This is a genomic window from Gordonia sp. LMA167, from assembly GCF_058130025.1.
Genome location: NZ_CM176708.1, coordinates 1273033 through 1297565, shown reverse-complemented (window position 1 = coordinate 1297565; position 24533 = coordinate 1273033). Strand labels below are relative to the sequence as shown.

Here is a 24533-nt window from a genome sequence, read left to right as displayed (position 1 = left end):
TGGCCACGTCGTGTCAGCCGACATGGTCAGCTGACCTTCTTCACGAGGTCGGCCAGTTCGGCCAGCTCGATGTCGTCGAGGTCGGTGAGCGGGGACCGCACCGGCCCGGCATCGCGGCCGATGACCTTCATGCCGCCCTTGATGATGCTCACCGCATATCCCTGCTTGCGATTGCGAAGATTGCAGTACGGGATGACGAAGTCGTTGAGCGCAGTGATGACGAAGGTGGTGTCCCCGCGGCGGAGCGCATCGTAGAAGGACAGCGCGAACTTCGGGACGAAGTTGTAGATCGCCGACGAATACGTCGTGACACCCAGCGCGAGGTACGGCAGTGCGAACATCTCCGCGGTGGGCAAACCGCCGACGTAGATGAGCCGTTCGCCGATGCCGGCGTAGATCCGGGTCATCTGCTCGATGTTGCCGACGCCGTCTTTGAAGCCGATCAGATTCGGACAGCTGTCGGCCAGTTCGGCGACCGCCGCCTCGGTGTAGACCGCGTTCGCACGGCTGTAGATGATCACGCCCAGGTCGGTGGCGGCGCACACGGCCTTGACGTGCGAGACCAGACCTTCCTGGCTGGCCTCCGTCAGGTACGGGGGGAGCAGCAGAACGCCGTCGGCGCCCACCTGTTCCGCGGACCGGGCCATCTCCACCGCGGTGGATGTGCCGTACCCCGCCGGGGCGATCACCGGGGTGCCGGCGGAGGCCTCCCGCACCGCGGCGGTGACAACCTGCTCGACCTCGGCCGGGCTCAGCGAGAAGAACTCGCCGGTGCCGCCGGCGGCGAACAGGCCCGCGGCCGGGAACTGGCTCAACCACCCGATGTGCTCGCGGTAGCCGGTTTCGTCGAAGGAATGATCGGACGCCAGGTGGGTGACCGGGAACGACAACAGGCCTGAACCCAATTGGCGGGCGACGTCGTCGGGCGACTGGCTTGGCATGATGTTCGGTCTCCTTGCGCGTGTGCATGTCTGCGTGTCCAACGGCTTGTGCGTTGTGTCACAAGGCTACGAACCCCTACGATTCAAGTCCAACACTCTTTCTGGATGATCTGATACTCGAAAGGTATCCGTTGTATACGTTGGTGCAGTTGAAGCAGTTCGTCGCCGTAGCCGAAGAGATGCACTTCGGGCGTGCCGCCGAGCGGCTTCACATGACCCAGCCACCCCTGAGCCGTCAGATGCAACTGCTGGAGAAGGAGTTGCAGGTGGATCTGTTCGACCGGTCGAGCCGCTCGATTCGGCTCACCCCGGCGGGTAAGGCGTTCCACGCCGACGCTCAGCGCCTCTTGCAGCAGGCCGAACGCACCGCACTGTCGGTTCGCAAGGCATATGCGGGCACGTCCGGGCTGCTGCGGGTCGGGTTCACCGGCGGAAGTGTGCACTCAGGCCTGGCGGCGGTATTGCATGCCGCCCGAGGGGCGATCGAGGATGTCGAACTGGAACTGCGCGAGCTGGTGACCATGGCTCAACTCGAGGCACTGTCGACCGGCGCACTCGACATCGCATTGGTGCGGCCGCCGGTCACCAGGCCGGATCTGGTGGCGAGGACACTGATCCGCGAGCCCCTCATCGCCGCCCTGCCGAGCGGTCACCCCCTGGCCCAGACGGGCGACCCGGTACAGGCCACCGATCTGCACGGCGTCGACCTCATCATGTACAGCCCGATCGAGTCCCGGTACTTCAACGAACTGTTGTCATCTGTGCTGCATGCCGCCTCGGTGGCCCCGGTCGTCGTGCAGTACATGGTCCAGATCCACAGCATCGTCGCGTTGGTCAATCTCGAATGGGGCATGGCCGTGGTCCCCGAATCGGCAAGTCGCATGCAGTTCGACAACGTCGTCTATCGACCACTCGTCCTCGCCCAGCCGGCCCAGGCCGAGCTGGACCTGGTGTGGCGCGTGAACGACGACAACCCGATTCTCGAGCGGTTGCTGCCCGCGCTGGACCTGCACTGAGCCCGCTCTCGGCGAGGAACGACGACGCCTCTGACACATACCCAGAAGGTATTACTTCATCCGAAAACGGGCTTGGACTCGCATGGGTTGGCGACCGTACTGTCACTTTCACCGGCCGATGTGATGCGGGACACCCGCAGACCTGGCATCGGAGACACTGAGCACAGGAGAATTGCCCGATGAGTACCATCCCCGCGGTCGCCAAGCCGACCGCCATCTCGATCATGAAGACGGGAAAAGTACGCTTCACCATTCTCGCGATGGTGTTCGCGGTGACGGTCATCAACTACGCCGACCGCGCCACCATCTCGATCGCCGGCGACGCCATCCAGAACGAGTTCGGGATCTCGTCGGTCACACTCGGTTACATCTTCTCGGCATTCGGCTGGTCCTACCTGATCGGTCAGATCCCCGGCGGATGGCTGCTCGACCGGTTCGGCTCCAAGAAGGTCTACGGAATCGCGATTCTGACGTGGTCGCTGTTCACGATGTTCCAGGGGTTCATCGGCAACTTCAGCATGGGCACCGCGGTGGGCCTGCTGTTCATCCTTCGTTTCATGGTCGGTCTCAGCGAGGCACCGGCCTTCCCGGGCAACGCCCGCATCGTCGCCGCCTGGTTCCCCACCTCTGAGCGCGGCACCGCATCCGCGGTGTTCAACTCGGCCCAGTACTTCTCGACCGTCGTGTTCGCACCGCTGATGGGCTGGCTGGTCAGCGCACTGGGCTGGGAGCACGTCTTCACCGTCATCGGCGGTATCGGTGTGGTGCTCGCACTGCTGTGGATCAAGGTCATCTACAGCCCCCGTCAACACCCTCGACTGTCGCAGGGCGAGTTCGATTACATCGAGGACGGCGGAGCCCTCGTCGACATGGACCACGCAGACACCAAGCCCCGTGAGTCGGGCAAGGTGCAACTGCACTACATGGCGATGCTGCTGCGCAACCGGATGACATTCGGCGTCTTCCTCGGCCAGTTCGCCATCACCACCATCACCTGGTTCTTCTTGACCTGGTTCCCGGTGTATCTCGTTCAGGACCGCGGCATGTCGATCCTCAAGGCCGGCATCATCGCCGTCCTGCCCGCCATCTGCGCCTTCGTCGGCGGCATCGGCGGCGGGTTGTTCTCGGACCTGCTGATCCGCCGAGGATGGTCACTGACAGCCGCCCGCAAGACCCCGATCGTCGCCGGTCTGCTGCTGGCCAGCACCATCATGATCTGCAACTACGTCGGCAGCTCTTGGATGATCGTCGTCCTGATGTCGCTGGCATTCTTCGGCAAGGGATTCGGCGCCCTCGGTTGGGCGGTGATGTCGGACATGTCGCCGAAGGAGATCTCCGGCCTCGGCGGCGGTGTCTTCAACACCTTCGGAGCGGTCGCCGCGATCACCACCCCGATCGTGATCGGTTACCTCGTCGGCGACAGCGGATCGTTCGACCTGGCCCTGATCTTCGTCGGTGCGTGCGCACTGCTGGCGGTCTTCTCCTACGTGGTCATCGTCGGCCCCATCAAGCGGCTCACCCTCGAGGAGATGGAAGCCGACCACGCGGCACGAAAGGCCAAGAGCCACAGCTGATATCGAGCGGATCAGCCACGATACCCCTTGTCTCGCCCGACCACGGCGATGCGAGGGGTTTCGTTTGTCCGGCGCGTTCGGCGTTCACCTCCGGCGCGGTACATGGCTACATACCCGCCATGTCACTCATCGGCGCAACACCCGGGATCGTCAGTCCTGGTATGGATTCCGGGGAGACGATGATCAGAACTCCGAGGACCAGCAGGAGCGCGGTGGTGCCGTAGATGGCGACGCGTCGCCACGGCAGCAGCTTCTCGACGGTGATCAGCACGGTCACGAACGCCATCCAGACGATGCTCATGATGCCCAGCGCGAACAGCGACGCCATCAGCGCCCAGCAGCAGCCCAGACACCATGCGCCGTGGGAGACACCCATCCGCAGGGCGCCCGTGGTGCCGTCGCGCCAATGTCCGAGGAGGAACCCCAGCGGGCTGCGGCAGTGGCGCAGGCACACCGTCTTGGCCGGGGTGAGTTCGTAGACCGCCGCCACGATCAGTACGCCACCGGCCAGCCATCGGCCGGCGTGATCCCAGGACACGCTGTCACCGAGGAGACGCCGACCGGCTTCCGAGATGGCGAACGCCAGCACTCCGGCAGCGGTCCACGTCAGGAGGTAGCCCGATACGAAGACCAGCGGGGCGACCGGGGAGCGGGTCTTGGTCATCCGCGAGTACAGCGCCACCGTGGGCCAGACCGACGGCAGCATCATCGCCGCCATCATCACCAGCCAGACACCGACGAACCAACCGAGTGCCCCCAGGGCTGTGCCGGGGCCGTTGTCCATGCCCCGCATCGCGTCGACCGTGAACCACCACGCGCCGATGGCCAGCGCGAACAGCAGCACGACCAGCCCGGTGCGGGTCCGCGCCGCCAGATACATCGACCGTGGCAGCGCCGGACCGGCGTCGCGATGTTGGACCGTCACCGGTTCAGGCAGCCCAGGCGAACTCCGCGGCCGACAACCCCGACTTCCCCTCGATTTCGATTCCGAAAGCGTTGATGTTGCTGCGCTTGGTCTCCGCGACCACGAACTCCGAGCCGGCCGGATGGAACATACCGGTGATGCGGACGGGCTCGCCTGTCTCGATACCGAACGGCACGACGTCCTCGATCTCGAAGTCGACCGCGTCGCCGATGCGCACCGAGTGGTTCAGGCCGTCCTCGACCACGTCGATCGGGGCTCGCTCGACACCCAGATGTTCGCCGACCAACGGACCCAACGCCGCCATCGGACCGCCGAGTTGGCCGCTGAAGACACCCGCGAGTTTCTCGGCCTGTTCGGCGGACGCCTTGTCGTCGATGAACACACCTACCCGCCAGTTGCCCTCGGTCATGACCTTCGGGGTATCGGCCACGAGAGCCACCACTGACCCGGCGACCTCGGTCCCGTCGACCTCACCGCTCGTGACGTTGAAGACAAACGCCACTCGGCAGAAGTCGTAATCGGCACCGTGCGCGAGGTTGAAATTGCAGGGACACACGAAATCACACGAACACGTTTCGATGTAGGTTCCCGCCACGTTCCATGACATTGTGGCCGCCTCCTCAATTGGTGATTGGCTGCCTTCCCCTATCCTCCGCGCATTGTCCGACGATCGGAAGGGGTTTGCCACAATCGTTTCGCAACCGCCGCTCCGGGGAACGGTCACGATGATTGGCACCATCACAATCACGGGTTTCGATACCAGGAAAGCCGTTGTCCCAAAATCTATTCAGGGAATCACCACATATCGCACATTTTCCGCCTTCGATTAGTGGCGCGAACTAACGGTGCTGAAATACCAAGAGTTGCGCCCAAAGTCCGACGACGCATGGCAGTAAGCCCCGGAACACATGTCATGTCAACGACTTACGTTTCGGGCGCCGGTGACCGCGGCGGCGCCACGATGGTCACGGATGACCAGGGCCGCCAACGACTCGGCGCACCTCGACATCGGGAAGGTGGCGGGCAGCCAGGTCGTAGTCGGAATCATCATGGAGGACCACCAGACCAGTCACGGCTGCGGTGGCACAGATCAGCAGATCAACGACCGACAGGGCGCGGGCCGCACCCACGCTCGAGAGCCGATACTGCGCCGAATCGATCCACCGCCAAACAGATTTCGGGACGAGAACATCGGGGTAGACATCGCGGAACATCTGGTTCATCTCATCGAACTCGCGCACGTTGCGGGCCGATCTGCGGAATTCGGTGCGTTGGGGTTCGCACGACCCGACTGCTCCGCTCACCAGCGAGGGGTACCAGGCCTCGGTGACTTCCGGTTGCCGTTGGATTCGCCATATCGCCGAAGAGTCCGCGAGGAAGGCGATCAAGGTCCGGTGGCCTTCTCGTCGGCCCGGGCTTCGAGCCATCCTTCATGGTCCCAACTTGCTGCCTGTTGCCGAGTCCGGGCGAGAGCTTCGACGCGCCGGAACCGCTCGACATAGTCACGCATCGCGAGGTTCACGGCTTCTTTCTTGGTATGGACCCCGGCGAGTCTCATCACTTCGGCCAAGGCGTCGTCATCGAGGTCGATCTGAGTCACCGCCACAACGGCCTCCCTTGTTGGTGATGTGTGTGATGATGATACATCGCCAACACGTGAGCCCCGGATTGGCTACGTCTCGGTGGCAACCGGAACGACTCCCCGTCGGGCGAGGAGCACTCCGAGCAATCCATAACCGAGGATGGTCTGGACCGCACCGCCCCAGAACCCGATACCGGGGATGGCACTGAGAGGCAGCGCCCAGAAGAACCAGCTCTGGGCGAACAGCGTGTGCCAGCGCAAGGCGCCGGTCCACCTGCCGGCGACTGCGATGCGGATACCGATGATCACCATGCCGAGCATGGACAGCGGCCAGCACACGTCGAAGATCGCCCACACCACCGATCCGTGGATGAGCCAGAACGTGTCGAGGATCGTGGACACGACAGCGCCTGCCATCAGCGTGAGCTGGATGCGATAGCCGATCCGGGCGACTCGGCCCGGTCCCATCGCGCGCGTGCGGTACTGGACCCTGAGCAGGGCGATGATCGCGCACTGGAAGACGAGAGCGGTGATGCCGAGGAGGACCGACTGCCTGTCGAACCCTTCGTGGTCGCCGACGGCGGACATCGTCGGGCCCCACGCCGTGGCGCCGATCGCCAGCGCGATTCCGGTGGCGCGGGTGGACACCGACGTAGGGGACGCAGATCGGGTTGTGAACGGATCAAGCGTGGTCATGGCTCTCCTCTTCGACGGACTGACGTCTGGGAAAAGAGTCGCGCACCGCACTTGGAGTCGACTTGGGACTCCGAGCGACGTGCGACGGTGGCCGAGAACTGGGGCGTTCGTGGCCGTCCTTCCCCTTGTCCTGCGACGGCGCCGGCGATTCAATGCTCTGTGCGGCGACCGGTTCGCCCAATGCCCTCGGATGGAAGTGATGACGATGGATGTGTTCGCGGGTGTGCCGGTCGGCGACCTGGCGCGGTCGGTGGAGTGGTTCGGGCGCTTGTTCGGCGATGTCGAGTCGTTCGAACCCAACGACGTCGAACGGGTGTGGACGCTGACCGAGCACGGCCACGTGTACGTCGTGGTGGCGCCCGATGATGCCGGGCATGGCCACCTCACCCTGTTCGTCGATCATCTGGCCAACTTCCTCGCGTCGGCGGCCGAGCGCGGCGTCGAACCCGAATCGCGCGAGACCTACGGAAACGGGATCACCAAGGTGGTATTTCGCGACCCGGACGGCAACGAGATCGGGGTCGGCGGGCAGACCTGACCCTTCGCGGCGCGGACCGGGTCACGAACCCCGAGGCACGAGGGCGAGGGCCGGACGGTGGAGGTCGAGCGGGAAGGCGCGGGCCGGCTGGGAGAACGCGGGTCGTCGACCGCCCGCGCCGCCCGAACCGAACCGCGCCATCCAAGAAGACCCGCGTCGGGGTGCTACCGGTCCTCAGGCCCCCGCGTCGGAACGGGCCGTCCGGCCTGCTGTGACCACAGCGCCGGGTCGTCGCGGAGCAGCCGGGCACGACCCTTGCGGCGATACCGCCAGATCTGCGTCGCGCCGAGTCCCCACAGCAGGAACTGGGCCGACATCGCCCAGGTGAACGCCTCGGCGGGATAGCCGGAGACGCCGTTTGGAGTGCGCCAGTCGAGCAGCAACCCGATCAACGCCACCGTGGTGAGGCTGGCGATGAACCCACCCTGATTGATGATTCCGGTGGCGGTGCTCACCCGGAACACGGGATTCGACGTGCGGCCGAGGTCGAAACCGACCATCGAAGCCGGACCACCCATGCCGCAGATCACCACCAGCACGACGAGCAACCAGAACGGCGCTTCACCCGGCCAGGCCAGCACCACGGCCCATGCGGTCGCGATGGTGGCGATCACCAGCAGCACCAGCGTCGACCGATGCCACGGCCATCGGGTGATCAGCCACGCGAACGTCGGGCCGAATCCCATGATCGAGAGCACCATGATCGTGAGCAACAGACCGGCCGACGCCGCGCTCAAACCCTCCCCCTCCACGAAGAACGGGTAGCCCCACAAGAGCCCGAGCACCGTCGCGCTGAACTGGGAGGAGAAGTGCATCCAGAACCCGAGCCGGGTACCCGGATGTTCCCACGACGCCGCCAGGCTGTTCTTGATGCCGGTCAACCCGAGCATCGGGCCTGAGGTGGTCCGCATCTCCGCCGAATCGCGCACCACCACGAGTGTCGCCACCAGCAGGACCGCACCGAGCCCGGCGGTGGCCAGATAGGCGTGCGTCCAACCCCACGCCGACAACGCCAGCGTCATCGGCACCGCTGCCGCCACGGCGCCGAGCTGCCCGAGCACACCGGTCAGCTGGGTCATCAGCGGGATGCGACGCACCGGGAACCATGAGTTCACCAGGCGCAGGACACACACGAAGGTCATCGCGTCACCGACGCCGACGAAGAACCGTGACGACAGCGCCCAGCCGTAGTTGTCGGCGAACGCGAAGCTCAGCTGCGCGCACGTGAGGATGAACGTGCCCGACAGGAGCACGCGTCGGGGGCCGAACCGGTCGACCAGCAGTCCGACCGGCACCTGCATCAGCGCGTAGACCAGCAACTGCAGCACGACGAACGTCGACAACTGCGATGCGCTGATATCGAAGCGTTGCGCCGCGAGCAGGCCGGCGACGGCCAGGGACGAGCGGTGCAGGACGGCGACGAAGTACACCGACAGACCCACGAGCCAGATCGCCATCGCCTGGGTGGAGCGGGGTCGGGCGGTCATCGTCGAAGATCCGGGGCGGGGCGTGCGGGCTGCAGACTGTCGAACACTCGGTTCATTGTCCGGCATCGGCCGGAGGTGCCCGACGGGGGTCTGCGCGGCACGGTGAGTGCGCGCGTGCGGGGCTGAGGACTACGCGATAGTTCTTCGGTAGGCCTGCCCATGGCGTGTTGCGCCCTTGTCCGCCCTGTTGCCTACCCTTGACCCCGTGGACTTCGAGGCCTTCGGCAGCCTGTGGGATCGCCATCCCGCGTGGCGGCTGCTGCGTGCCCACAACTCGCCGCTCATCCTGGCGTTCCTGGGGAACTTCTTCGTCGAGGGCAATCGTGGCGCCAGCTCGGCAAGTGCCCTGGCCGCGGCGTTGGACGACCTGATCTACGACCTCAATGCCGACGCGCCGACCGAGGACGGGCAGCCCCGGTTCCCGAAGGAACCACGCGCCTACCTGGAGGACTGGTCGGCCACCGACGCCGGCTACCTGCGGCGTTTCTATCCGCCCGGCGACGACGAGGTCCACTACGAGGTCACGCCGGCGTTCGAGAAGGCCTACGCCTGGGTGGTCTCGCTGCAGGGACGCTCGTTCGTCGGCACCGAATCCCGGCTGCACACCGTCGTCGAGCTGCTGCGTCAGATCGTGCACGGCACCGAGGCCGACCCGGAGATCCGCTTGGCCGAGCTGCGACGCCGCCGCGCCGAGATCGACGCCGAGATCGCGGCGGTCGAGTCCGGTGACGTCGCGGTGCTCGACTCGACCGGGGTCCGTGACCGCTATCAACAGTTGGCCTCGACCGCCCGTGAGCTGCTGTCGGACTTCCGCGAGGTCGAGGACAATTTCCGACTCCTCGATCGCGCCGCCCGCGAGAAGATCGCCTCCTGGGACGGGCCGAAGGGCGAGCTGCTCGCCGACCTGGTCGGGAGCCGGTCGGAGATCTCGGGGTCCGATCAGGGTCGCAGCTTCGCGTCGTTCTACGAATTCCTGCTGTCCGACGCCCGCCAGACCGAATTGTCGGAGCTGCTGGCCAAGGTGTCCTCGCTCGACATCGTCGACGCCGACCAACGCATCCGCGGCATCCACCATGACTGGTCAGAGGCTGCCGACCGCACCCAGCGCACGGTTCGGCAGATCTCCGAACAGCTGCGCCGCTTCCTCGACGATCAGGTCTGGCTGGAGAACCGTCGCGTCCTCGACCTGGTCCGCACCGTGGAGAGTGCAGCCATCGACGTACGTGGCAGAGCACCCTCATTCGGGCTCGAGGTGGATCAGCCCGGGATCGAGATCACCCTCCCGTTCGAACGGCCGCTCTATCAGCAGCCTGCCGCGGTCACCGTCGAGAGCCAGATCGACGATGCGACCGAGCAGGTCGATGCCGATCTCCTGTTCACCCAGACGTATGTCGACCAGGCCCGACTGGCGGCCAACATCCGCCACATCCTGCCGGAGCGGTCGTCGGCGTTGCTGACCGACGTGGTGAGCATGTATCCGATCGAGCAGGGCGCCGCGGAGATCGTCGGCTACCTCGCGCTCGATGACGACGACGTGAGCGTCGACATCGACGACACCGACGAGACCCTGCTGGAATACCCCGACCCTGACGATCCGGACACCACGAAACGTGCCCGGTTGCCGAGAGTCACGGTGAGGCGACGATGACCGACGAACGCGCGATCGCCCACGCCATCATCCGGCTGATGCAGGGTGTGGTGTACCGCGAATCCGACGAGGACACCTGGGCCACGCTCGAACGTTCCGGTGCGGGCGTGCGCGATCACTTCGCCACCATCGGCGTCGACGTGGTGGTCGATGACTCCGAGGGCTACGCCTATCTCCGATCGCGTCCGGATGAGGAAGGCGACGAACCACTTCCGCGTCTGGTGCGCCGACGCGCGTTGACCTACAACGTGAGTCTGCTGCTGGTGCTGTTGCGCAAGCGGCTACTGGAATTCGAGATCACCGGCGGCGAAGGACGACTCGTGCTGTCGACCGATCAGATCGTGGAGATGCTGCGACTGTTCCAGGCCGAGTCGACCAACGAGGCACGCCTGGTCGACCAGGCGGAGTCGACGATCAAGAAGGCGGTCGAACTGGGGTTCGTCCGTCAGTTGCGTGGGCAGACCGATCAGTGGGAGGTCCGGCGCATCATCAAGGCGTACGTCGACGCGCAGACACTGTCGGACTTCGCGAGCAAGCTACGCGAGTATGCCGGGACGGTGGCCTCGGATGACTGAGGGCTTGTTCTCGGCGGTCGAACTCGCCGCGCCGAGTGGCGGCGCAGGATTCCGGCTCCAGCACGTCGAGGTCCTGAACTGGGGCACCTTTGACCGGCAGGTGTGGCGGCTGAGCCCCAACACCGATACCGCACTGTTGACCGGCGACATCGGCTCCGGCAAGTCGACCCTGGTCGACGCGGTGACGACCCTGCTGATGCCCGCGCACAAGATCGCCTACAACAAGGCCGCCGGCGCCGAGGCCAAGGAACGCACGCTGCGCTCCTACGTGGAGGGCCACTACAAGTCCGAGCGCCAAGAGGCCACCGGACGTTCGCGCGCCAAGGGACTGCGTCAGGACCGTGGCACCTATTCGGTGATCCTCGGCGTCTTCAACAATCCCGGCTACGACGAGACGGTCACCCTCGCGCAGGTCTTCCAGCAGCGCGACAGCGCCGGACAGCCGTATCGCTTCTACGTCACCGCGACCAAACAGCTCGCCATCGCCACCGACTTCGCCGACTTCGGCTCCGACCTGCGGGATCTGCGCAAACGCCTGCGGTCGGCCGGCGCGGATGTGGTCGACGAGTTCCCCAAGTACTCGACGTCGTTGCGGCGTCTGCTCGGCATCCGCTCGGAGCAGGCACTCGAGTTGCTGCATCAGACCGTGTCGATGAAGTCGGTCGGCAACCTCAACGACTTCGTTCGCGACCACATGCTCGAACCCAGCGACTCGACCGATCGGGTCCGCGACATCATCGGCCACTTCGAGGACCTCACCAAGGCCCATGATGCGGTCAAACGGGCCCGGGAACAACTCGAGGCACTTGATCCCATCGTGACGACCGCCGCGAAATACGATGCTGCCCTTGCCGAACGCGATCAACTCGACCTCCAGCGCGGGGCCGTACGACTGTTCATCGCCGAGCACCGCTCCGGGCTGCTCGCCGACGAGATCGCCACGCTGAACGCCGAGGGCGAACGGCTGTTACGGGAACAGGATGCGGCCAAGGCGCAGCAACGGAATCTGAACCGCGAACGTGAATCGCTGATCGAGGAACGTGCTCGCGCCGGTGGTGATCGCGTCGGCGAGCTGGAACGGCTCGCGGCCACCGCCCGCGACGATGTGGACAAACGCCGCCACGGGCGGACCCTGTTCGACGCCACCGTCGCCGACGCCGCATTCGAACAGGTCACCACTGCAGGGCAGTTCACCGCACTGCGCGGCCTCATCGCTGACGAGCGACCACGCCTGGCCGAGGCGAAACGCACCCTCGACGCGTCGACGGCCGACGCCATCGGGCGCGAAAAGGAGGCCGTTCGGCGTTGCGACGCCATCCGCGACGAGCTCGACGACTTGGCCAACCGCACGAGCAATCTGCCGCCCGACCAGGTGCAGTTGCGCGATCAGCTGTGCACGGATCTGGGTCTCACGCACGAGGAGCTGCCTTATGCCGGTGAGCTTCTCGACGTCGACGAGGATCATGCGCAGTGGCGGGGTGCGGCCGAACGGGTGTTGCGTGGATTCGCGCTGTCGTTACTGGTGCCGCAGGAGCATTATGAGGCGGTGACCGGCTGGGTCAACGGGCGTCGGCTCACGTTCCACGGCGTGGGTGGGCGGACCGTCGGCGCGAAGCTGGTCTACGAACGCGTCCCGGCCCGGCGGGTTCCGTTGCAGCGCCAGGATTCCGGTGTCATGATGCTCGCGGACTGCCTGGAGATCAAAGAGGGTCCGTTCACCGATTACCTGCGGGACGAACTCATCAAGCGTGCCGATCACCAGTGCGCCACGACCCTCGAGGAGTTCCGGGCCGCACGGCGCGCGGTGACCCGCGAAGGTCAGGTCCGTTCCGGCGGGCGGCATGAGAAAGACGACCGGCACCGCGTCGACGATCCGCGTCGATGGGTGCTCGGCTGGGCCAATGAGCGCAAGATCGCCGCGCTGCGTGAGGATTTCGAGGATCTCGAGCGCCAACGTGCGGTGGCCGCCGCCGATGTGGCGGCCCTGTCGGACGAGCGTGATGCGTTGCAGACACGGCGCGAGGCGCTCGCCCGCCTCGACGGCTTTCACTCCTGGGCCGATCTCGACGTCGCGGAAGCCCAGCGTCGGGCCGATGAGTACGAGGCCGAGCGGGCCCGGCTGGAGGCGGGTTCCTCACGCCTGCAGGAGATCACCACCGCGCTGGAACGCAACGCCGAACTCGCGACGGCCGTGGCGCAGTCCATCGACGAACTCACCGGCACACTCGCCACCACCGCCGCGACCACCCATCAGGCCGAGCAGCACAAGAAGCGCGACGACGAGTTCGTCGCGCAACACTCCGAAGCCGATCTCGTGACCGCTCGCGCTTCCTATGCGGCGCTGACGCAGCGAGTCACCGGATCGCTGCCGGCCCGGGCCGCCGATTGTGCGGCCGCGGAGAATTCACTCTCTTCGAGTCTGCATCAGCGCATCGAGCGACTCACCCGCGAGCTCGGTGGTTTCGGGCAGAGCCTCGCCCAGTACATGGCCGAGGTGTTGCGACGCTGGCCGGACCTGCGCGCCGATATGGACGCCGACGTCGACGCCCGCGCCGATTTCGTCGCGTTCCGCGATCGGGTCGCCACCGACGACCTGCCGCGCTTCGAGTTCGAGTTCAAGGAGCAGTTGAACAAGAACGCCATCCAAGAACTCGCCGGGTTCAACAACTGGCTCAACCGCCAGGCCGCGTCGATCGACGAGCGCGTCGCGCGGATCAACGAGGCGTTGGGTGCGGTGCCCTACAACCCGGGCCGCTACATCCGTCTGGAACGCGAGTCCACCACGAATCAGGATGTGGCGCAGTTCCGTTCCGATCTGCGGAACCTGACCAACGACAGTCTCGCCGTCGACGGCGACCAGTATTCGGAGCAGCGGTTCCTCGATGTCAAGCGCATCATCGAACGGTTCCGCGGCCGCGATGGACACGCCGACTCCGACAAGAACTGGACCCGCCGGGTCACCGACGTGCGCAATTGGTTCGTGTTCTCCGCCTCCGAACGCGACGTCGACACCGACGTCGAGTGGGAGCACTACAGCGATTCCGACGGCAAGTCCGGTGGGCAGAAGGAGAAGCTGGCCTACACGATCCTGGCGGCGTCCCTGGCCTATCAGTTCGGGCTGGAGTGGGGTGTGGAGAAGTCCCGCGACTTCCGGTTCGCGGTGATCGACGAGGCGTTCGGACGCGGATCGGATGTCTCGACGCGGTATGCGCTGGACCTGTTCGCCAAGCTCGGCCTGCAGCTGCTCATCGTCACACCGCTGCAGAAGGTGCATGTCATCGAGCCCTATGTGAAGGCCATCGGCTTCGTCGACAACCCCACCGGCACCTTCTCGCGGCTGCAGACCATGACGATCGAGGAGTATCGCTCACGCCGCGACGGGCGGCTGAAGTGACCCGTCGGTGGACCTCCTCCGACGACATCGCGGCAAAGGTGAAGCGGCGCTGGGACGATGGGTCGCTGTTGCGTGCCCATGCGACCGGTGAGCCGTTCGACCCCATCGAAGTAGCGCTACGTGGTCCGTCGGCGTCGGAGATCGGTGAGGATCTCGGCGCCGCCCGAGAGTGGGTGGCCGCGCTCGACACCGGCCGCCGCGACGACCGACGCTATGGGTTGCGATGGCAATCGGTGGGTGGACGACACGTCGGACGCAACCAACTCCCCGCGCGAGCCGTGGTGACATCGTTCGATCAGGCGTGGGCGCTGCTGGGCGTGGCGAGTTCGGTCCGACAATTCGACGCGCTGCTGGATCTCGCCGTCGACCACCCTGCCATACGCACCTGGCTGCTCCGATATCCCTTGCGCGCACTCGAATTGGCACCGGAGATGCCCCGATTGATCGCCGCCTACGCCTGGCTGGACAAGCACCGAGACTCGCACCGCTACCTTCGTGAGATCAGCGCACCCGGTGTCGACACCAAGTTCGCCGAGCGGCACCGCCCGGTGTTGGCGGCGATGCTCGGGGTGTCGACGACGGCGTCCGGTTTCCTCTCTGGCCTCGGCCTGCAGTCGAAACCGGAGTTCGTTCGGCTGCGGCCGTCGTCGGCGCTGGGACTCCCCACGCCGCTGACCGAGCTCACCGTCCGCGCCGATGAACTCGCACATCTGGACCTGCGGCCACACAGTGCACTCGTGATCGAGAACGAGATCACCTACCTGAGCGTCGACGTCCCCGACCATGAAGTGGTGCTGTGGGGCAAGGGGTTCGAGGTGGATCGGATCGGCCGTCTGCCCTGGCTGGCCGACGCGCCGATCCGCTACTGGGGTGACCTGGACACCCACGGCTTCGCCATCCTCGACCGGCTGCGGGCCTGGCTTCCACAAACCCGGTCGATCCTGATGGATCGGGAAACCCTTGTTGCGCATCGCGATCGTTGGGTCACCGAGGACCGTCCGGCCACGTCGGAGCTGACCCGGCTCACGTCCGCCGAGCGTGACCTCTACGATGACCTCGTCGCCGACGCGCTCGGCGAGAAGGTTCGTCTCGAGCAGGAACGGATCGATTGGACATGGGTTCAGCAGCGACTGTCGGCCAACACATGAGCGTATGCCGGCCGTTCACCTGCCCAGATCGTCGCGCCGCCGCTCCAGATACCGCCGCTCGGCCGTATTCTGGGTCGCGGCGATCGCGGCGTCGTACTCAGCCCACGCGTCGGCATCACGTCGCAGCCGTCGCAACAGATCGGCGCGCGTCGCATGCCACGGGTGATAGCCGTCCAGAGCGAGACCGTCGATGATGGCCAGCGCCACGTCGGGACCGTCGAGTTCGGCGATGGCGACGGCACGGTTGAGCGCGACGATCGGGGTCGGTGACACCGCATACAGCTGGTCGTAGAGTTCGACGATCTGACCCCAATCGGTGTCGCGAGCGTCGGGGGTATCGGTGTGAACGGCGTTGATGGCGGCCATGATCTGATAGCGCCCAGGTCGGGACTGTCCGGCGCTCACCCGGGCGAGGCATTCGCGCACGAGTGTGTGGCCCTCGGCGATCAGCGCGCGGTCCCAACTGTCGCGGTCCTGTTCGTCGAGCGTCACCAGCGCACCGTCGTCGACGCGGGTGGCGCTACGGGATTCGATCAGGAGCATCAACGCCAGCAAGCCGGCGACCTCGCCGTCATCGGGAAGCAGCTCCCGCATGAGGCGGCCGAGCCGGATGGCCTCGGCGGTGAGATCGGCGCGCATCGGGTCGTCGCCGGCGCCGGCGAGATAGCCCTCGTTGAAGATCAGGTAGATCACGGTGAGCACACCGTCGAGCCGGTCGGTGACGTCGTCCCGGTCCGGCACGCGGAAGGGGATGTGCGCGGCCTTGATCTTGGCCTTGGCGCGGGTGATGCGTTGGGCCATCGTCGTCTCGGGGACCAGAAACGCGCGGGCGATCTCCGCGACGGTGAGTCCGCCGAGCAGCCGCAGGGTGAGTGCGATACGCGCCTCTTGTGCGAGGGCCGGGTGGCAGCAGGTGAACATGAGCCGGAGCCGGTCGTCGACGACGGGACCGGTCGGTTCGTGTGGCGTGGGGTCGTCGATGATCATGGCAGCCTGATGCTTTGTGTCACGCAGAGATTCGCGGCGGATGCGGTCGATGGCGCGGTTTCCGGCGGTGGTGGTCAACCATCCGCCCGGATTGGGTGGGATGCCGTCGGTGGGCCATCGTTGCACAGCGGTGAGCAGGGCCTCGCCCGCCGCGTCCTCGGCGATGTCGAGATCACCGAATCGGCGGGCGAGCGAGGCGATCACCCGGCCGTACTCCTCGCGGTAGATCCGATCGATCTCCGCGCGGACATGAGTTGTCATGCCTGATCGAACGTCCGGATCTCGATCGTGGCCTCGCAGGCATTCGATGCCCGGGCGGCGATCTTGAGAGCGGCATCGAGATCGGGGGCCTCGATCACCCAGAACCCGCCGAGGACTTCCTTGGTCTCGGCAAACGGGCCGTCGGTGACCACCACATCGGCACCGGTGTTGTCAACGGTGGTCGCGGCGTCGGGGCGGCCGAGTCCCCCGGCGAACACCCACGCACCCTCGGCCTTGAGTTCGTCGTTGAAGCGGCCGGTCGCCTCGAACTGCGCCTGGTTGTCCTCGAGTGGGATGTCGTAGACACTCGCGTCGCCCATCACGGAAAGCATGTACTGAGCCATCTCGGATTCCTTTCATCGGCGGCGGCCCGGTCGGCTGCCTCTACCTACTCCACGAACGGCCCGCGGCGAATACGACAGCCCAGCGAGAAGAAGTTTTCGGCAGCCGACACCGCTCGTCCTACACGTCAGTGTGGGGGACGTCGCGGCCCCGGAAAAGGGGATCTCGAGGGCCGTTCGTCGGAGGTCTCGGAGAAATTCTTCGACACCGGGCAGTCCACCATCGGCCGGCGACCGCCCGAGTAGCGGCTTCAGCCGAGTGCCGGCGTTCTCGACGCGAAAATGAGGTAGTCACATACGTACGACCATCGCACGTTCTCAGATCACAGTTGGGGGTGTAAGAACCACTGCCAGAAGGGCCCACCTCATGAGCAACTACTCGGCGACCCTGGACGCGGCCCGCGCCGCATTGGGCGCAAAAACTCCTCCGATCATCACTGTCACGCTGGTGACCAACCAGCCAGGCGCTGTCGAACCCCGAAACGACCGGGCGAACGGACCGATCGCCAGCTACGCATCCGGAACTCTCACCTATTCACCGCCGCTTCCAGGCGGTGGCCAGATCCCCAAGTTCCGGCCCGAGAACCTGCACTCCGGCAAGAACGGACTCGAGTACGTCTTCGACAACCGTGTCCACGGAGACCAGCGATTCAATGCCGCAGCGGCAGACAGACTCGGATTCCGTATCAGCGGTGGACCGGACAACCCGGTCATGCAACTCACCCTGCTCTCGTGGGGCAGTGGTTCGTTCGACGTCAAGCTGGAGCCGCTTGGCAAGGTTCTGGTCGGCGTCGGACCGGCGATCGGCAACGATTCGCACGTCGACACCGCCATCTACACAGTCGCTTTCAGCGTGTCCAGAAAACGACAAGTCAACTGAACCGCGCTGTGCCTTGGGTTCGCTCGGTCGCACCGGGCCGAGCGCACCGGAGGCATCGCCCGAGTTGGGTGAGGCTCACATGTGCGCGCACCTTCCCTCCATACGGCCGTCGTCGCGGGTTCCGATCATGGCAACCCTGTTGGCAGCCGCTGTGTTGCTCGTAGGGTGTCGCGAACAAGGTCAGTCGGATTCGCCGGACGCCCCGCAGCTCACGACAGCACCGTCGACCTACTCCGTGTCATCCCCGAACCCGGCCGACGGATCGGTCGGAGCTGCGACACCGAGCGTAATCGCATCACTACCAACGGCCTTCGGACGTACTCATTCGATCGGACCACGTCCGACGACGGATCCGCCGATCGGCCGCGGTCCGACGCCGCCTGCGACGACAACCGACATGTCTTCCGAGCCGGTCACCCCACCACCTCCAGCAATCCCCACCCCTGCCTCAACCGTTCCGATTCCGTAGTCAGCCCATGACAACAAATGATCAAGCCGCCGTGACGACCTCCGACGTCATTCGTCGTTGGGCGGGTGCGATCGGCGCCATCGCCGCCCCGCTGACCCTCGTGACCGCGGTGTGCTTCTACTTCGGCTCGGTGTACACGCGTGCCAATTTTCTGTACTTCGGAGTCGATCCCAACGCACTCGGCCTGACGTCCACCGACTACGTGCTGAGCAGTGTGAGCGTGCTATACGCGCCGTTGATGGCTCTGGCGCTGGGTGCCGCGATCATCGTGTGCGCACGCACGTACTCGGCGCGACTTCTCGGAAATCGAAAGCATCCTCACCTGGCCGGCGCCGTCGTCGGCATGCTGCTGGTTACGGGAACAGTTCTGGCTGTGCTGGGCCTGTTGGGCGTCCTACTTCCTCGTATGGCGGTCGTCGGTAGCGCAAATCTCACCCCGACAATTCTCTGCACCGGGACGTTGCTGATTGTCGCCGGCTGCTGGATCGCATCGACGGCAGGCACATTTCCTCTCCCGCCCCGTGAGGTCTGCAGGGCTATGTCTCTGCTCGCCGGCGCGATCATCGTGTTGGCGGTCTTCTGGATCACCAACATTTTCGCCACAGCCTACGGACAACAACAGGCCCGTGAGACTGCCAGCCGGTTATGGGACCGACAGGTCGTCGTGGTCATAGACACGACCACACGCTTGTTCCCTCCGAACAATCTCGTACTCGAATCAGGTCCGATCCACGAATCGCCGACGAGCGACGCGATCTACCGCTACGAATGCTTTCGACAGATCTTTGTGTACGGCGACCGCTGGGTACTCGTCCCTGCGCGATGGACTCCGCAGAACGGGTACGCCGTCCTCGTCGGCGCCGACAAGGACACGCGTATCAGCGTCTTTCGGTACAAAGACAACGGCGAGAACAACGCCGACTTCGACAGTTCTGTTCAGTGCCCGGAAGTCGCTTGAACGCCGACCCCGCGCCCGATCAGCCGATCAGATCCTCATACCGGTACTCGGTGGAGATCGGCGTGCCGTCACGATGTGCGGTCGCCTCGCGCTGCTGGAGTTCGACGCGACGGATCTTGCCCGAGATGGTCTTCGGGAGCTCGAAGAACTCGACGCGGCGCAGCTTCAGATAGGGCGCGAGATGATCACGCGAGTACTCCAGAATCGACCGCGCCGTCTCCTCGGTGGGCTCCCAGCCGGCGGCGAGGGTGACGTAGGCCTTCGGGATCGCCAGCCTGGTCTCGTCGGGCTGCGGGACCACCGCGGCCTCCACCACCGCGGGATGCTCGATGAGCACACTCTCGAGTTCGAAGGGTGACACCTTGTAGTCCGACGATTTGAACACGTCGTCGGTGCGGCCGATGTAAGTGATGTAGCCGTCCGCATCGCGGTGGGCAACGTCGCCGGTGTGGTAGTAGCCGCCGGCCATCGCCTGCGCGTTGCGTTCCGGATCGCCGACGTAGCCGGTCATCAGGTTGGCCGGATGCCGGCTCAGGTCCAGGCAGATCTCCCCGTCGTCGGACTCCTTTCCGGTCACCGGGTCGACCAGCACCACCGGCACTCCCGGCATCGGCCGGCCCATGGAACCCGCCTTCACCGGCTGGCCCGGGGTGTTACCGACCTGCAGGGTGGTCTCGGTCTGGCCGAAGCCGTCGCGGATGGTCAGGCCCCACGCACGCTCGACCTGCTTGATCACATCGGGATTCAGCGGCTCGCCGGCGCCGAGCAGTTCCCGCAGACCGTCGGGCTTGGCACCGAGGTCGGCTTGGATCAGCATCCGCCACACCGTCGGTGGTGCGCAGAAGGTGTTGACCTTCGCCCGCCGCAACTGATTCATCAGTGCCGTCGCGTCGAATCGGCCGTAGTTGTAGACAAAGATGGTGGCCTCGGCGATCCACGGCGCGAAGAAGCAGCTCCACGCGTGTTTGGCCCAGCCCGGCGAGCTGATCGCGAGATGAACGTCCCCCGGCTGCACCCCGATCCACGCCATGGTCGTGAAATGGCCCACCGCGTAACTGGTTTGCGAATGCTCGACCAGTTTCGGCCGACTCGTGGTGCCCGACGTGAAGTAGACCAGCATCGGATCGTCGACGGCGGTCTCCGTCGTGAACGGCGTCTTCACGTCGACGGCAGACGATGCTGCGTAGGCCTGCCATCCGTCGACCTCACCGCCGACGACGATGCGGAGCAGATCGCTGTCGATCTCGGCGAACTTGCCGGTGTCCGCGAGGTTGGCGATCACCGCCCGCGCCGCGCCCCGGTCGACGCGATCACGCAGATCCTCGGCACCGAGAGCAGAAGTCGTCGGCATGACGACGGCGCCGAGCTTCATCACCGCCAGCATCGCCTCCCACAACTCGACCTGGTTGCCGAGCATCAGGATGACCCGGTCCCCTTTGCCGATACCGAGTTGCCGCAGCCACGTCGCCACCTGATCGGAGCGCTCCACCATCTCGGCGAAGGTGACCTTGACCTCGGCGCCGCCCTCTTCGGTGATCCACAACGCGATGCCGTCGTTGTTGCGGGCGAAGGCGTCGAACCAGTCGATCGCCCAGTTGAACCGGCCGGTCAGCTCGGGCCATCGGAACTCTTCGACCGCTTTGTCGTAGTCGCCGCTCAGCGCGATCATCTGATCGCGGCCGGATCGGTAGAGGTCGGTGTTGGTGGTCATGGTCCTATGATCCAGGTCACTCCGGATCGGGGACACCCCCCAAAGAGGGGTGGCGGTCGTCCTGATGGCACCTTGGCCGCCGGTTATGAGCGCTACCACACGTGCCGGAGCGACAGCGTGCACACTATGAACACGTCATCGCAGGTGACACGGTTTCGGCGGGACAGGCCGGAAGGAGGGCGCCAGTGCCAGCGCAATCCAATCGCCGCGTGGGCGCGCTCCGGGTCGTGACCGCCGCCGTCGGAGTGGTGACCACGATAGGCCTGCTCAGCGGCTGTATGTTCTCGAGCCTCGATGCGTCATTGCCGGGCTCGGAGGGCGTCGTCAATGACGAGAATCCGTTGACGAGCATCCAAGCCGACAGAGTGGCGACGGCAGGCTCATCGCTCACCACGTTGGTGGTGGAACCGTTGCTCACGATGGGCTATCGATCACACAACGCCGCCGCCACGTCGGAGCGATGGAACCCATGCCATGCCGAGCATGTGCAGCTCTACAGCAACGGCGACCACAACGGCGCCATGTACGTCACGTGGGTGCCGCTCGAGGCACCCCACGATGTCCCGTTCACAGCACTCGCGGGCACCCTCTCGGCCATACCGGGCATCACCTGGGATCGAAAACTCAACGGCGAGGCAGGCGTCTTCACGGTCAAGGTGCAGACAAAACGCTCCCTGTCCAAAGACCATCGGTTCGCAGCAGTGCGCATCGCCAGTCCCTGTTATTTCATCCGCAAGGTCCGAAACGGTGGGCAGGGCTCACTCGGGACCGACGATGTCGCGCTGGTGACCGGGTTCGTCAATCGGGGTCTGCAGTTGCCATCGTGACCGCGTGACGCCGTGAAGCCGGTCTCGGCGCTCAGCGACGTCGGCACCGGGTGTTCGGCGACGGAGTCAGCGGCGACCCCGCCGAGCATGCACCGCGCGTCGGGCGGCCTTGAGGCCGAACCGGCGGCCGGTGCGCTCGTCGATGCGTGGTTCGGCGAACTCGGTGCCCGCGAACATCGCCTCACTGGCGGTCTCCGGCGCGTCGTCAGATGTGTCCCGCAGGTACTTGTTCGGCAACGACAGCTTCGCGATCGTCCGCCACGACTTGGCGTACTGCACGTGCAGCGGTCCGATCGTGTACGGCAGATCGTACTTGTCGCACAGAGCGCGCACCCGAATACCGATCTCCGCCAACCGGTTCGACGGCAGATCGGGGAACATGTGATGTTCGATCTGATAACTGAGGTTGCCCGACAGGAAGTCGATCACCGGACCGCCGGACAAGTTCGCACTGCCCAGCATCTGCCGCAGATACCACTCGGCCTGCGTCTCGCTGTCCACATCCTGCTCGGTGAACTTCTCGGCGCCGTCGGGGAAGTGGCCGCAGAATATGATCGCGTTCGTCCAGACGTTGCGGATCAGGTTGGCGGTCATGGTCGCGGTGAGCGCCTTACGCCAGCCCCGCCGTCCGCCGAAGGGCACACCGACGAGCGGCGCGGCCAGGTAATCCTTGCCCACCTGACGACCGATCTTGCGGCCCACGTCGTAGGCGTCGGCCTTGAACGCCTCCCGGTCGAACCAGGGCCTGTTCCACTTGAGAACCGCACGACCGATCTCCAGATGCTGGATGGCCACACCGTATTCGAAGAGCATCGTCAACAGCGTGTTGTACACCAGGTTGCCCGCGTTGAACGGAACCCACGGCTGATCCCGGGTCACCCGTAGCAGGTTGAAACCCACGTCGTCGTCCATCCCGAGGACGTTGGTGTACTTGTGGTGCACGAAGTTGTGCGTGTGCTTCCACAGCCGCGAGGTTCCGGCGTTGTCCCACTCCCAGGTGGTCGAATGCACCTCGGGATCGTTCATCCAATCCCACTGCCCGTGCATGATGTTGTGCCCGAGCTCCATGTTCTCGATGATCTTGGCCAGCCCGAGACAGACCGTCGAACCCCACCAGAATCCGCGCTTGTGCGCGCCGAGCAGCATCGCGCGGCCGGCCACCTCGAGACCGCGCTGGGCCATGATCGTCCGCCGCAGATAGCGCACGTCTGCCTCGCCGCGCACTTCCTCGATGTCGCGCCGAATGGCGTCGAGCTCGGCGCCCAACGCCTCCACGTCTGCCTCGGTGAGGTGTGCGTATGCGGGGATGTCGGTGATCGCCATGCCAGGCCGCCCTTCGTAGTCGCCAAGCCGCTTCGTAACTTACGCGACCGTAGGTTACGGTTACGTAGGTTGTCAAGGGATGGTGGAGTGCGTGGGTGCCGCTCAGGGCACCCTGTGCTGTCCCGTTGACAGCACTCGCGGGCAGCCTCTCGGCGCCGGGCATCATATCTGGATTCGAAAACTCGATGGCGAGGTTCGCCGGCAAGCTATGCCGTTGATAGCACTGGTGCGATATCATCGGCGCCATGGAGCAGATCCTCATCCGCAACCTTCCGGCGGGAACCAAGGCTGCCCTGCGGGCGCGCGCCGCGCAGCATCACCGGTCGGTCGAGGCCGAGGTCCGAGAAATCCTCGGCGACGCTCTCGAGCGGGAGCCGGTTACGCTCGTCGACCTGCTGAGCAGCGACGACAACAGCGATATCGAGTTCTCCCCTGATCGCCTCGGTCTGACCGCCCGGAATCCTGACCTGTGAAGTACGTGTTGGACACCAACGTGGTCTCCGCGCTTCGAGTGCGTGGACGCAACCCGCCGGTCGAGACCTGGGCATCATCAGTGCCTGTGACGGACATGTTCGTCACCGCGATGACAATCGCAGAGATCGAGATGGGCGTGGTAGCAAAGGAACGATCCGACGCCGAACAGGGGGAGGTCTTGCGGCGGTGGTTCGACGAGAAGGTTCTCACCGCGTTCGCCGACCGTGTGCTGCCGTTCGATCTATCGGCCGCGCGAGTACTCGCCACCTACCGAGTGCCAGAGCATGCGCCACTCGACGACGCTGTCATCGCCGCCATCGCGCAGGCCTGCGAGATGACCGTCGCGACCCGCAACACCAAGCATTTCGAGCCACTCGGCGTCCGCTGCTTCGATCCGTGGGAAGAGAGCTACTGACCGAAAGTCATACATCAAGATCCGAATACTCTTGCGCCACAGTACTATTTCATGATGGCCTGATTGAGGATGATCGCCAACAATTCGCTTCCTTGCCGCAGCAACCAACTGCGAGGGGGCGCCACTGGGTGCTGCCGTACCGCTACAGCCACCAGATTTCCGGAGACCAGGGGCGTCTTACCTCAACGACACGCCGGCCCGCTGACCAGGCATTGCCCGCTCAGGCTCGAAGAGCCACTAAACCGCTCTTCTGTTGCCACATGTGCGCTCTCGACTACGCCGCCCAGCGGCGCCGACTACTGCACCAACTTGAGGCTATCGACGGCTCAGGACACGAGGCTGGTCCCCGGTCACGCGAGGGGC

At 65.2% G+C, this 24533-nt stretch carries 22 protein-coding genes and 1 pseudogene; 12 read left to right on the top strand and 11 right to left on the bottom strand.

The window, feature by feature from the left end:
• Nucleotides 1-26 precede the first annotated feature (26 nt).
• On the bottom strand, nucleotides 27-941 hold the full coding sequence (kdgD, locus tag ACVT6V_RS05790; RefSeq protein ID WP_489898855.1) for a 5-dehydro-4-deoxyglucarate dehydratase: 915 nt from the start codon (nucleotides 939-941) through the stop codon (nucleotides 27-29).
• A 143-nt stretch (nucleotides 942-1084) separates the two neighbouring features.
• On the opposite strand from kdgD, the gene ACVT6V_RS05785 reads away from it, so the two are divergent.
• Both ACVT6V_RS05785 and ACVT6V_RS05780 read left to right on the top strand, forming a co-directional pair.
• On the top strand, nucleotides 1085-1957 hold the full coding sequence (locus ACVT6V_RS05785; protein ID WP_489898854.1) for a LysR family transcriptional regulator: 873 nt from the start codon (nucleotides 1085-1087) through the stop codon (nucleotides 1955-1957).
• 179 nt (nucleotides 1958-2136) lie between these two features.
• Nucleotides 2137-3531: an MFS transporter gene (locus ACVT6V_RS05780; protein WP_489898853.1), complete on the top strand. Its 1395-nt coding sequence runs from the start codon at nucleotides 2137-2139 to the stop codon at nucleotides 3529-3531.
• A gap of 106 nt (nucleotides 3532-3637) precedes the next feature.
• Here the strand turns inward: ACVT6V_RS05780 and ACVT6V_RS05775 are convergent, their stop codons facing one another.
• From ACVT6V_RS05775 to ACVT6V_RS05755, 5 genes and pseudogenes are all read right to left on the bottom strand, one after another.
• Nucleotides 3638-4456: a DUF2182 domain-containing protein gene (locus ACVT6V_RS05775; protein ID WP_489898852.1), complete on the bottom strand. Its 819-nt coding sequence runs from the start codon at nucleotides 4454-4456 to the stop codon at nucleotides 3638-3640.
• 4 nt (nucleotides 4457-4460) lie between these two features.
• Nucleotides 4461-5063 carry a DUF1326 domain-containing protein gene (locus ACVT6V_RS05770; protein WP_489898851.1) on the bottom strand — a complete coding sequence of 201 codons (603 nt, stop codon included), beginning with the start codon at nucleotides 5061-5063 and terminating at the stop codon, nucleotides 4461-4463.
• 358 nt (nucleotides 5064-5421) lie between these two features.
• Nucleotides 5422-5760: a PIN domain-containing protein gene (locus ACVT6V_RS05765; RefSeq protein WP_489898850.1), complete on the bottom strand. Its 339-nt coding sequence runs from the start codon at nucleotides 5758-5760 to the stop codon at nucleotides 5422-5424.
• Between the two features lie 149 nt (nucleotides 5761-5909).
• Nucleotides 5910-6062: pseudogene (locus ACVT6V_RS05760) on the bottom strand (type II toxin-antitoxin system VapB family antitoxin); the annotation flags it as partial.
• Between the two features lie 66 nt (nucleotides 6063-6128).
• The gene (locus tag ACVT6V_RS05755; RefSeq protein ID WP_489898849.1) at nucleotides 6129-6734 is read right to left on the bottom strand and encodes a hypothetical protein; all 606 of its coding nucleotides are present in this window, start codon (nucleotides 6732-6734) and stop codon (nucleotides 6129-6131) included.
• Between the two features lie 199 nt (nucleotides 6735-6933).
• On the opposite strand from ACVT6V_RS05755, the gene ACVT6V_RS05750 reads away from it, so the two are divergent.
• A complete protein-coding gene (locus ACVT6V_RS05750; RefSeq protein ID WP_489898848.1) occupies nucleotides 6934-7272 on the top strand; it encodes a VOC family protein in 339 nt (112 codons plus the stop codon).
• 164 nt (nucleotides 7273-7436) lie between these two features.
• On the opposite strand, the gene ACVT6V_RS05745 is transcribed toward ACVT6V_RS05750, so the two are convergent.
• A complete protein-coding gene (locus ACVT6V_RS05745) occupies nucleotides 7437-8759 on the bottom strand; it encodes an MFS transporter (RefSeq protein ID WP_489898847.1) in 1323 nt (440 codons plus the stop codon).
• A gap of 205 nt (nucleotides 8760-8964) precedes the next feature.
• Here ACVT6V_RS05745 and ACVT6V_RS05740 point away from each other — a divergent pair, with 205 nt between their 5' ends.
• Genes ACVT6V_RS05740 through ACVT6V_RS05725 form a run of 4 tightly spaced genes read left to right on the top strand, consistent with a single transcriptional unit; the run spans nucleotide 8965 to nucleotide 15524 of the window.
• Complete coding sequence (locus tag ACVT6V_RS05740) at nucleotides 8965-10407, top strand: DUF3375 domain-containing protein (RefSeq protein WP_489898846.1); 1443 nt, start codon at nucleotides 8965-8967, stop codon at nucleotides 10405-10407.
• Nucleotides 10404-10982, top strand: coding sequence for a DUF4194 domain-containing protein (locus ACVT6V_RS05735; protein ID WP_489898845.1), 579 nt, complete (start codon nucleotides 10404-10406; stop codon nucleotides 10980-10982). Before ACVT6V_RS05740 ends, ACVT6V_RS05735 begins: the two co-directional genes overlap by 4 nt.
• Nucleotides 10975-14376 carry an ATP-binding protein gene (locus ACVT6V_RS05730; protein ID WP_489898844.1) on the top strand — a complete coding sequence of 1134 codons (3402 nt, stop codon included), beginning with the start codon at nucleotides 10975-10977 and terminating at the stop codon, nucleotides 14374-14376. Before ACVT6V_RS05735 ends, ACVT6V_RS05730 begins: the two co-directional genes overlap by 8 nt.
• Nucleotides 14373-15524, top strand: a complete 1152-nt coding sequence (locus ACVT6V_RS05725) for a Wadjet anti-phage system protein JetD domain-containing protein (protein ID WP_489898843.1) — start codon at nucleotides 14373-14375, stop codon at nucleotides 15522-15524. Before ACVT6V_RS05730 ends, ACVT6V_RS05725 begins: the two co-directional genes overlap by 4 nt.
• Nucleotides 15525-15539: 15 nt before the next feature.
• Here ACVT6V_RS05725 and ACVT6V_RS05720 read toward each other — a convergent pair whose 3' ends face one another.
• Together ACVT6V_RS05720 and ACVT6V_RS05715 are read right to left on the bottom strand one after the other, a co-directional pair.
• On the bottom strand, nucleotides 15540-16772 hold the full coding sequence (locus ACVT6V_RS05720) for an RNA polymerase sigma factor (RefSeq protein ID WP_489898842.1): 1233 nt from the start codon (nucleotides 16770-16772) through the stop codon (nucleotides 15540-15542).
• On the bottom strand, nucleotides 16769-17116 hold the full coding sequence (locus ACVT6V_RS05715) for a YciI family protein (RefSeq protein WP_489898841.1): 348 nt from the start codon (nucleotides 17114-17116) through the stop codon (nucleotides 16769-16771). Before ACVT6V_RS05715 ends, ACVT6V_RS05720 begins: the two co-directional genes overlap by 4 nt.
• A 364-nt stretch (nucleotides 17117-17480) precedes the next feature.
• Here ACVT6V_RS05715 and ACVT6V_RS05710 point away from each other — a divergent pair, with 364 nt between their 5' ends.
• Both ACVT6V_RS05710 and ACVT6V_RS05705 read left to right on the top strand, forming a co-directional pair.
• Entirely contained in the window at nucleotides 17481-17993 is a 513-nt protein-coding gene (locus tag ACVT6V_RS05710) for a hypothetical protein (protein ID WP_489898840.1), read from the top strand.
• Between the two features lie 500 nt (nucleotides 17994-18493).
• Nucleotides 18494-19420 carry a hypothetical protein gene (locus tag ACVT6V_RS05705; protein ID WP_489898839.1) on the top strand — a complete coding sequence of 309 codons (927 nt, stop codon included), beginning with the start codon at nucleotides 18494-18496 and terminating at the stop codon, nucleotides 19418-19420.
• A 19-nt stretch (nucleotides 19421-19439) separates the two neighbouring features.
• Here ACVT6V_RS05705 and ACVT6V_RS05700 read toward each other — a convergent pair whose 3' ends face one another.
• Nucleotides 19440-21131 (bottom strand): AMP-binding protein, encoded by a 1692-nt coding sequence (locus ACVT6V_RS05700; protein WP_489898838.1) that lies wholly within the window; start codon nucleotides 21129-21131, stop codon nucleotides 19440-19442.
• 185 nt (nucleotides 21132-21316) lie between these two features.
• Between ACVT6V_RS05700 and ACVT6V_RS05695 the strand changes: the two genes are divergently transcribed.
• Complete coding sequence (locus ACVT6V_RS05695) at nucleotides 21317-21958, top strand: hypothetical protein (RefSeq protein ID WP_489898837.1); 642 nt, start codon at nucleotides 21317-21319, stop codon at nucleotides 21956-21958.
• Nucleotides 21959-22024: 66 nt separating this feature from the next.
• Here ACVT6V_RS05695 and ACVT6V_RS05690 read toward each other — a convergent pair whose 3' ends face one another.
• On the bottom strand, nucleotides 22025-23281 hold the full coding sequence (locus ACVT6V_RS05690) for a fatty acid desaturase family protein (protein ID WP_489898836.1): 1257 nt from the start codon (nucleotides 23279-23281) through the stop codon (nucleotides 22025-22027).
• Nucleotides 23282-23526: 245 nt separating this feature from the next.
• On the opposite strand from ACVT6V_RS05690, the gene ACVT6V_RS05685 reads away from it, so the two are divergent.
• Nucleotides 23527-23754 carry a FitA-like ribbon-helix-helix domain-containing protein gene (locus tag ACVT6V_RS05685; RefSeq protein ID WP_489898835.1) on the top strand — a complete coding sequence of 76 codons (228 nt, stop codon included), beginning with the start codon at nucleotides 23527-23529 and terminating at the stop codon, nucleotides 23752-23754.
• Nucleotides 23751-24170 (top strand): type II toxin-antitoxin system VapC family toxin, encoded by a 420-nt coding sequence (locus ACVT6V_RS05680; protein ID WP_489898834.1) that lies wholly within the window; start codon nucleotides 23751-23753, stop codon nucleotides 24168-24170. Before ACVT6V_RS05685 ends, ACVT6V_RS05680 begins: the two co-directional genes overlap by 4 nt.
• Nucleotides 24171-24533 lie beyond the last annotated feature (363 nt).